This is a genomic window from Corallococcus llansteffanensis (assembly GCF_003612055.1).
Classification (GTDB): Bacteria; Myxococcota; Myxococcia; order Myxococcales; family Myxococcaceae; genus Corallococcus; species Corallococcus llansteffanensis.
On record NZ_RAWB01000384.1, the window covers coordinates 1 to 9,660 of the forward strand.

Annotated in this window: 5 protein-coding genes; 2 read left to right on the forward strand and 3 right to left on the reverse strand. The window is 70.4% G+C overall.

Annotation, left to right across the window (positions count from 1 at the left end):
- Positions 1–278 precede the first annotated feature (278 nt).
- Together D7V93_RS29075 and D7V93_RS29080 are read left to right on the forward strand one after the other, a co-directional pair.
- Complete coding sequence (locus tag D7V93_RS29075) at positions 279–3,086, forward strand: serine/threonine-protein kinase (RefSeq protein WP_120646493.1); 2,808 nt, start codon at positions 279–281, stop codon at positions 3,084–3,086.
- Between the two features lie 173 nt (positions 3,087–3,259).
- Positions 3,260–3,805 (forward strand): hypothetical protein, encoded by a 546-nt coding sequence (locus D7V93_RS29080; protein ID WP_244237578.1) that lies wholly within the window; start codon positions 3,260–3,262, stop codon positions 3,803–3,805.
- Between the two features lie 145 nt (positions 3,806–3,950).
- Here the strand turns inward: D7V93_RS29080 and gyrB are convergent, their stop codons facing one another.
- The 3 genes from gyrB to D7V93_RS29100 all read right to left on the reverse strand — a co-directional run.
- Positions 3,951–6,404, reverse strand: coding sequence for a DNA topoisomerase (ATP-hydrolyzing) subunit B (gyrB, locus tag D7V93_RS29085; protein WP_120646491.1), 2,454 nt, complete (start codon positions 6,402–6,404; stop codon positions 3,951–3,953).
- A gap of 121 nt (positions 6,405–6,525) precedes the next feature.
- On the reverse strand, positions 6,526–6,981 hold the full coding sequence (locus D7V93_RS29090) for a hypothetical protein (protein WP_120646492.1): 456 nt from the start codon (positions 6,979–6,981) through the stop codon (positions 6,526–6,528).
- A gap of 520 nt (positions 6,982–7,501) precedes the next feature.
- Positions 7,502–9,660, reverse strand: a 2,159-nt coding sequence (locus D7V93_RS29100) for a protein kinase domain-containing protein (protein ID WP_244237579.1), incomplete at its 5' end; no start/stop codon positions are given.

Consider the following 9,660-nt stretch of genomic DNA (forward strand, 5'->3'; position numbering starts at 1 on the left):
GCCCAGGATGGCGCAGGTGATAACCCCGCCCCCCGGCCGCGCCGAACGAAGCGCCGTGAAGAAGTGTGAACCGCCATAGCAGTCCACCTCACGCCTCCTCGGCCCCCACCCTGGACGTCCAGTCATTTCCACGGGTTGCCCCAACCCACCAGGCCCCAACGCCCACCGGCCAGCACCCGGAGCGAAATCTTCGCATGCCATGCGAGCGCTTCCGGGACTTTCCGGCGAAGGCGAGTATGCTCCGGCACTCCCCCTTTACCGACCCCGCCTGCTCACCCGTGGCAGAACCCAGTCTCCAGCAATTCGGCAAGTACGTCCTGGTCTCCAAGATTGCCGCGGGGGGCATGGCCGTCACGTATCGCGCGCGCCTGACGGGTGCGGCCGGCGTGACGAAGCCGTGCGTCATCAAGCAGATCCTCCCGCACTTCGTGGACGACCACGACTTCGTGGAGATGTTCATCAGCGAAGCGCGCGTCGCGGCGGGCCTGACGCACGGCAACATCGCGCAGATCTTCGACTTCGGTGAAGTGGACGGGCAGTACTTCATCGCCATGGAGCTGGTGCACGGCCAGCCCCTGTCCAAGGTGCTGCGCCGCGCCTCCCGCGCCGGAGTGGGCTTCCTGCCGCAGCCCCTGGCGCTGCACATCGCCAGCAAGCTGTGCGAGGGCCTGGACTACGCGCACCGCCACGTGGGCGAGGATGGCCAGACGCTGGGGCTCGTGCACCGCGACGTGTCCCCCGACAACGTCCTCATCTCCTACGAGGGCGAGGTCAAGGTCATCGACTTCGGCATCGCCAAGGCCACGAGCGCGGTGGAGGCCAAGACGTCGCCCGGCACGCTCAAGGGCAAGTACCCGTACTTCTCCCCCGAGCAGGCCCGGGGACAGCAGGACCTGGACGCCCGCACGGACGTGTACGCCGCGGGCATCGTCCTCTACGAGATGCTGTGCGGCCGGCGCCCCTTCGAGGGCGAGTTCGTCACCGTGCTGCCGCGGATCATCGAAGGGGACTGCCTGCCCCCGTCCGCGATCAACCCGGGCGTGGGCGAGGACCTGGAGCAGATCGTCGCGCACGCGATGGCGGTGGACCGCGACGCGCGCTACCAGACGGCGAAGGACCTGAGCGAGTCGCTGGTGGAGATGCTCTACCGCGACACGCCCCGCTTCACGCCGACGATGCTGAGCCAGCTCATGACGTACCTCTTCGCGGAGGAGCTCGCCGCCGAGGGACGCAAGGTGGAGCTGCCGCCCAGCTTCAAGGATCAGCTCGCCGCGTGGCAGTCCCCGTCGTCGGAGCCGTCCCAGGGCCGCGCGCGGATGCCTTCGAGCAACGGCCGGTCATCCAGCCCGGGCAGCCCCGGCGTGGCGCGTCCCTCCAGCCCCGGCGTGACCCGCCCGTCCAGCCCCGGCGTGCGCTCGCCCAGCGCCCCGGGCCTGCGCCCCGCGAGCGACGGCGGCACGCGCCGCGGCAGCACCACCCAGGCCACCACCGCCGTGCGCCGCAGCACCACGGGCGTGCGCCGGGTGACGACCCCGGGCGGCACCCGCGAGGCCACCGGCGTTGGCCGCCGCCCCCTTCCGCCCGAGCTGCCGCCGGAGCCGGACACCGACTCCGGGACGGAGCCCACGGCGATGCCGCGGTCGCTGCCCACGTTGGCCGCGCCTCGGGACACGCCCGTGGAGACGATGGCCGCCCCGCCGGAGGTGGAGCCGGAGGAGAAGGCCGCGCCCCGGGTGCGCACCAGCGTGGATGACGTGCGCGAGAAGCTGGCCGCCGAGGCCGCCGAGCGCGAGAGCAAGCGCGCGAAGCAGGTGCGGTCGCTGAGCATGGGCGTCTTCGCCATCGCCGTGGCCCTGGTGTTCATCGGGGTGGCGCTGCGCTTCATGTTCCCGCCGGAGGTCGCCGACGAGGGCGTGGGCGACGCCGCCATCCTGTGGATCACCTCCAAGCCGGAGGGGGCCTCCATCGTCGTCAACGGCCTGCCCGCCGGCAAGACGCCCAACCGCGTCGTGGGCGCGGACAAGCGCACGCCCCACACCATCGTCATCACCAAGCCGGGCTACCGCGCCTGGACGCGCCGCTTCTCGCCCAACCAGGCGGAGTACCACCTCAAGGCGGAGCTGGAGGTGGCGCCCGCGAGCGCCCAGGCGACGTCCATCATCACCACCACCGTGGCCCTCACCGACGCCGGGGAGCCGTCCGACGCGGGAACCGCGGTCGCCGCCGTCGCCACGGACGCGGACGCGGGAGCCGCCCCCACGGGGGACGCGGGGACCGCCGCCGTCGCCGCCGCTCCGGGCGACGCGGGCGACGACAGCGGGCTCACGGGCAAGGACCGTGAGATGCGCCTCGTGGACTACCCCACGCGCCTGCTGGTGCTGCGGCCCATGTACAACGGCCTGCCGCTGCCGGAGTACACGCCGGCCACCATCGACGTGGCGCCCGGCGCGGCCTACTCGGTGTGGACCGAGGGCAGCGCGGCGTTCGCGGACGGGGACGGCGTCTCGTCCGGGACGCTCGTGTTCTTCGCCGAAGGGGACCTGCCCGCCGACAACGCCGTGGGCTTCGTCAGCGCCGCGCCCCGCACCATCAAGGGCGCGAAGAAGCTGCACTTCTTCGCGCTGGACGACACCGGCCCGGAGGACAACCGGGGCTCCATCCGCGTGCACCTGCGGCAGTCCGCGTACATCCCGCCGCGCTCGGTGCTGTTCGAGCCCCAGAAGAACGCCGTGCAGCCGAAGCCCCAGCACCAGATGCTGCTGCGCGGCCTCAACCCCAAGTCCACCTACCTCTTCACCGTGCGCGACGACTTCGCGGAGGTGAAGGGCGGCACCCAGGGCCGCGTGCGCACCGTGCTGTGCGTGGAGAAGGGGCCCGCCCAGGAGGCCGTGCGCCGCACGCACCGGCTGCTGGAGGCGGGCAAGCGCTACCAGGTGTCCGGCGTGAAGGACCTGCGCTGCGTCTTCCCGGACTTGAGCCTGGCCGACAACCAGGGCGCGCTCGACTTCGACATCGTCGACGTGACGAACATGTCCCGCAAGGAGCGCGCGGAAGCGCTTCGCGGCGCCAACCGCTCCGAGCGCTAGCCCCAGTCAGGGCAGCCGGCCACACGGGCACCCGCTGGGAGGCCCGGTCAGCAAACAGACATCACGACCCTCCAGGGCATGACCCCGGGGCGCTGCTCCCGCGCCTGGGGCCAGTGCCTACCCTCACGGACATCCACATTCTCTCTGTTGGGAGTCCGTCCATGATGCCTGTGATGTCCTCGACTGGTCTGGTGCTGCACAACCTGGGTCTCGCCGCCGGCTTCGGCGGCACGCTGTTCGGGAAGATCGCCCTCAACCCGGCGGTGAAGGTCCTGGACTCGCATGCGGAGCGTGGTCAGGTGGCGAACGCCGCCTGGAACGGCTTCAACATCGTCAACGCGGCCTCGGTGGGGCTCGCGGCCGTCACCTGGCTGGTGGGCCGCTCGAAGCTGACGGGTCGGGAGATCGACAGCACCACGCGCGGGCTGGTGATCGCCAAGGACGTGCTGCTGGGCGCCACCGTGGCGCTGGGCGCGGCCAACATCTTCGGCGGTGCCTTCCTGGCCAAGCAGGCGCCCGAAGGCGCCGTGCCCGCCGAGACGGGCCTGACGCCGACGGACACCACGCCCGAGACCGCCGCGAAGACGATGAAGGCGATGGACGTGGGCGGCATCGTGAACCTCGCCACCATGGCGGGCGTCATCGCCATCACCGCCATCCTCAACATGCGCGCGGGGACCTCGTCGCGCTGGTCGCTGGTTTCAAGGTTCCTTCCGTAAGGGCTTACGGGGGCCGCCGCAGTCTCCCGCGGCCCGGCTCGACAAGGATGGGAAGGGCACGTGGGCGCGGAGCCGAAAAACGGCACCGGGCCCACGGGTCTTTTCCCCCGGGGCCCGGCGTGATCCACAGGGGATGCTCAGCGGCTCAGATGTCCAGGTTCTGCACGTCCAGCGCGTTGCGCTCGATGAACTCGCGGCGGGGCTCCACCGCCTCGCCCATCAGCAGCGAGAAGATGTCGTCGCTCTCCACCGCGTCCTCCACCCGCACCTGGAGCAGCGTGCGCGTGACGGGGTTCATGGTGGTGTCCCAGAGCTGCTCCGGGTTCATCTCTCCCAGACCCTTGTAGCGCTGCAGGCCCAGGCCCTTCTGCGCGTCCTTGCGGACCGCGGCCAGCACCTCCTGCACGGAGAACGCCGTCACCTCGCCCGCGTCCACCTTCACGCGGTAGGGCGCCTTGCCCAGCGAGTTGAAGGCCTCGCGCAGGCTGATGAGCTCCTGGTACTCCGGCGACGACAGGTAGGCATGGTCGAACACGGACTCGCGCATGGAGCCGTTCAGGTCCGTCAGCACCACCAGCTTCTTGGACTGGTGCTCCGGGTCCTGCTCCACGCGCCGGGACATCCGGCCCATCACGTCCGGCATGCGCCGCTGGCAGTACTCGCGCATCGCCAGGTACTCGGACTCCACCGCCTGCTCGTCCGCGAGCAGGTCCGCGCGCAGGTTCGTCGCCTGCACCAGCGCGTCCACGATGCGCGCGTCGCGGCGCTTGGCCTGCTTCTCCAGGCGCTCCTCGTAGGTGATGACCTTCTCCAGCAGCACCTTGAGCTCGCTGCCGCCCAGCTCGCCCGAGGGCGTCTGCACCCGCGCGTGCTCGGCGGCGATCTTCAGCAGGTACTCGTTGAGGTCGCGCTCGTTCTTGACGTAGCTGTCCTTCTTGTTGCGCGTGACTTTGTAGAGCGGCGGCTGCGCGATGTAGACGTAGCCCCGGTCGATGAGTTCGCGCATCTGCCGGTAGAAGAACGTGAGCAGCAGCGTGCGGATGTGGCTGCCGTCCACGTCGGCGTCCGTCATCAGGATGATGCGGTGGTAGCGCGCCTTCTCCGGGTCGTAGTCCTCCGCCCCGATGCCCGTGCCCAGCGCGGTGATGAGCGTGACGATCTCCGCGCTGGTCAGCATCTTCTCGAAGCGCGCCTTCTCCACGTTCAAGATCTTGCCGCGCAGGGGGAGGATGGCCTGGTTGCGCCGGTCCCGGCCCTGCTTGGCGGAGCCGCCTGCGGAGTCACCCTCGACGATGTACAGCTCGCTCTCGTGCGGGTCGCGGCTCTGGCAGTCCGCGAGCTTGCCGGGCAGACCGCCGCCGTCCAGCACGCCCTTGCGGCGCACCGTCTCACGGGCCTTGCGGGCCGCGATGCGCGCGCGGCACGCGTCGCCCACCTTGGCCACGACCTTCTTGGCGACGGGCGGGTGCTCCTCCAGGAAGGAGGCGAGCTGGTCGTTCACCATCTGCTCGACCAGGCCCTTCACCTCGCTGTTGCCCAGCTTCGTCTTCGTCTGCCCCTCGAACTGGGGGTTGGACAGCTTCACGGAGATGACGGCGGACAGGCCCTCGCGTGCGTCCTCGCCGGTGGGCGTCTCCTTCAGGTCCTTCCACACCCCACCCTTCTCCGCGTAGCTGTTGAGCGTGCGCGTGAGCGCGGCCTTGAAGCCGGACAGGTGGCTGCCACCCTCGTGGGTGTTGATGTTGTTGGCGAAGGTGAAGATGCGCTCGTCGTAGCCATCGTTCCACTGCATGGCGATCTCCAGCGACACGCCCTCGCGCTCCGACTTGATGAAGACGGGCTTGTCGTGCAGCGCCTCCTTCGCCTTGTTGAGGTACTCCACGAAGGACGCGATGCCGCCGTCGAACTTGAAGTCGTGCTCCTTCTGCGTGCGCTCGTCGCGGATGATGATGTGCAGGCCCGCGTTGAGGAACGCCAGCTCGCGCAGCCGCTGGCTGAGCGTCTCGAAGTTGAAGTCCGCCGTCTCCATGACCGTGGGGTCCGGCTTGAAGTGGATCATCGTGCCGCGCTTGTCGGTGGTGCCAACCTCCACCGGCGGGCTGTTGGGCACGCCGCGCGCGTAGCCCTGCTCGAACACCTTGCCGTCGCGCTGGACGCGGACCTTGAACCACTCCGAGAGGAAGTTCACGCACGTGACGCCCACGCCGTGCAGGCCGCCGGAGACCTTGTACGCGCCGTTGCCGAACTTGCTGCCGGCGTGCAGCTCCGTGAGCACGACCTCCAGCGTGTCCTTGTGCTTGAACTTGGGATCCGGGTGCGGTCCCACGGGGATGCCGCGGCCGTTGTCCTGGACGCTGAGCGAGCCGTCCACGTGGATGACGACCTCGATGTCCGTGCAGTAGCCGGCGAGCGCCTCATCCACGGAGTTGTCGACGACCTCGTAGACGAGCTTGTGCAGCCCGTAGGTCATCGTGTCGCCGATGTACATGCCAGGGCGCTTGCGGACGGCCTCCAGCCCTTCGAGCTTGGTGATGCTGTCCGTCCCATAATCGGCGGGCGGCGCGGCCAGCGCGGCGCCGGTAGCGGGGGTCTTTTCCATGTGAAACGTGTCCTTGGGAAAGGCTGCCGTTGCGACAGGGCTGTGCCTGCTGTGCCTACCACCACCGGGCATCCCGGACAAGGTTCGGGAGCCCGCGCAAGGCTGCGAAAAGATTCATGAATCAGGCGTCGAAACGCGAGGGCGGAAGCCGGTCCTCCAGCGCCGCGATCAACTCTTCGTAAACAGCCTTGCGGGCGAAAAGATGTCGCGTCACGAGCACCCTTCCCTCCTCCTTCAGGAACAGGCCCAGCACGCTCCCTTTGCGGCCGACCCGGCGCACGGAATCAATCTGTCCCCAGTGCAATTCCAGCGGCTTGCCGCTGAAGGGGCGGGACACCCGCACGCCCGCGCTGTCCAGGGTGACGCCCCACTCCGCCCGGGGGCGCAGGCGGTGGACGGACACCAGGAAGGTCAGCATCAGGCCCGCGCTGATGCCGGCGCGCGCGATGGCGAGCAGCCCCCCGCCGCCCCGGTAGTCCGCCAGGGCCCAGGCGGTGAGGACCGCCAGCAGGCACGTGCCCAGGAAGAGGGCGATTCGGGTGGGGCGGGGATCGAAGGAGAAGAAGCGCTGGCTCATGGCGGCGTGAAGCTGGAACCTAACCCTCGGGCGGTCGGTGTGCGCGTCCTTTCCTCCAGGGCTGTTCTTTGACTGTCGCCTCCGTGTCTAGGCTGCGCGCCCGCATGACGGATGCCGAACTCACCTCGCGGCTGCACGCCAACCTCATCGAATTCAAGCGGCTGCAGGCCGAGCGCGGTTCGCTGCGCCACCTGCGCCTTCCGGGCGTGGAGGCGTTCGCGCTGCCCGCGTACCAGGACACGCACTTCCAGCAGGTCCTCTTCAGCCACGCGGACGCGCTGGCCCAGGCGCTGCCCGCGCTGGGCGACTTCTACCGGGGCCTGGGCCTGTCGCGCTGGCGCATCACCCTGACGCCCGGGCAGCCGGACGCGAAGCGGGTGCTGGCCGCCGCGGGCTACCGGCCGGACTTCACCGTGCCCGCCATGGGCGCCTGGCTGAAGGACCTGCCGGACGCGGCCCCCGGGGTGCCGGTGGAGTCCGTGGACCGGATGGACGCCCTGGTGGAAATCAACGTGAAGGCCTACGGCGCCGAGTGGCGGGACATCCTCGCCATCTGGCAGCAGCCGCCCCCGCCGCACGTGCACACGGTGGTGGCGCGCGACGGGGACCAGCCGATGTCCTGCGCGATGGCGGTGGACGTGGCGGACACGGCGGGCGTGTACCTGGTGGCCACCGCGCCGGAGGCCCGCGAGTTGCGACCGCCTCGGCTGGAGGAACGGGACTCAGAAATTTCTTCGTCGTCGGAGCTCCGGCCGCCCTGGCGCCCGTCGCCGTCCGTGTTCCGACCCGACCGTGCGTCCTGAGCGGAATCCGTGGTGCGTCCGCCCTGACGCGACTCCGTGGCAGATGCATCACCGTTGCGTCCGCCTGAGCGCCCATCGCTTGCGGAGGCCTCAGCGTTGCGGCCACCTGAACGCCCGTCGCTGGACGAAGCCTCACCGTTACGGCCACCTGAACGGCCATCGCTTGCGGAGGCCTCACCGTTGCGGCCACCTGAACGGCCATCGCTCGACGACGCTTCACCGCTGCGACCGCCCGAACGACCGTCACTCGCGGAGGCCTCACCGTTGCGGCCACCTGAACGGCCATCGCTCGACGACGCTTCACCGTTGCGACCGCCCAAGCGTCCGTCGCCGGAAGAAGCCTCACCGCTACGACCGCCCGAACGACCATCGCCGGAGGCAACATCGGCACCGCGCCGGGACTCCGCCGCGGAAGCCTCACCGCCGCGCCCCGCCTGTCGCCCATCGCTGGCGCCATCCGCGCCCCGGTTCCCCTGGCGTCCGTCCGCGCCAGACTCCGCGGAGCGGGACGACGCGCGCGGATCCGGAGGGAAAGAGGGCTCCTCCGCCTTCGCGAAGATGCGCATCACCGGCTCGGCGGTCTTCGCCGCCGAAGGACGCGCCTCGGAGGAAGCCGTACCGTCACCACCGCGCGCCGCACGGGGCTCCTGCTGCGTCGCCGCTTCGGAGCCCTGTCCCAGCGACCTCGGATCCTGCTGCGCGGACGCGTCTGCGCCCCGCCCACCACCGCGCACGGGCGCCTGGCGCTCCGCCACGGCCCGCATCTCCTGCTGCGTCGCCGCATCGGAGACGGAGCGCGCCTCGGGGCCCAGGATGTAGTCGAGCGCCTGCTTGTTCGAACCCAGGATCGCCGCCAGCGTCGCCGCGTCCAGCGGCTGGGTCGCATCCGGCGGGGGCTCGTCTTCCTGCACCGGGATGGGCGCGGCCGGCGTGGGAGCCGTCGCGATGGGCAGCATGCCCGTGGGCACCGGCGGCAGCGGCTTGTTCGCCGCCCGCGCGGCCACCGCGGCGGCGGGAAGCGCGCCCGTGGGCGGCACCGCGCGCGGCCTCGAAGCCGCGGCCGGGTGACGCTGCACCAGCGCCGCGAACTCCGCGTGCAATTCGCCACCCGACTTCGGCCGCACCAGCGGGTTCTGGTTGAGCGCGCGCCGGTAGAGGGACTCGAACGCGGGCGGGAGGTCCGGGTGCCGCACCGTCACCTCGGGCACGCCGCCGTCCTCGGGCAGCAGGCCGGTGACCATCTCCCCTATCAGCACGCCCAGTGAGTACACGTCCATGCGCGTGTCCAGCTCCGCGCCATTCACGTACTCGGGAGCGATGTACGCCGCCGCCCGGTGCCCCTTCTGCGCCTGCACGAAGGGCAGGTGCGGCACCGCGAGCCCCAGCCCGTAGTCCGTCACCTTCAGCAGGTCCGGCAGGACGAAGACGTTCTCCGGCTTCAGGTCCGAGTGCGGCCCGAAGCGGTGCGCGCCGTCCAGCGCCGCCGCCATCTGCGCCAGCAGCGGCTCCACTTCCTTCAGCGAGAACAGCTGCCCCTTCGACGCGCGCTGCTCCATCATCCGGCGCAGCGTGATGCCTTCCAGCAGCTGCATCGCGAAGTAGGGCCGGTCCCCGTCGACGCCCTCCTCGTAGACGCGCACCAGGTTCGGGTGGTTGAGCTTCTTGCCCACCCGCATGGACAGCGCGAACTGCGTGCGCTCCTCCGGCTGCTGCACCAGCCGCGGCTGGATGACCTTCAGCGCCACCTCCACGTCGATGGCCTGGTCCTGTGCGCGGAAGACGAACCCCAACGGCCCGGAGCCCACCACCTCCTGGATGGCGTAGCGGTTGGCGACGAGGTCGCCCGGCTTGTAGGGCGCCCCCTCCGTCCCCCGCT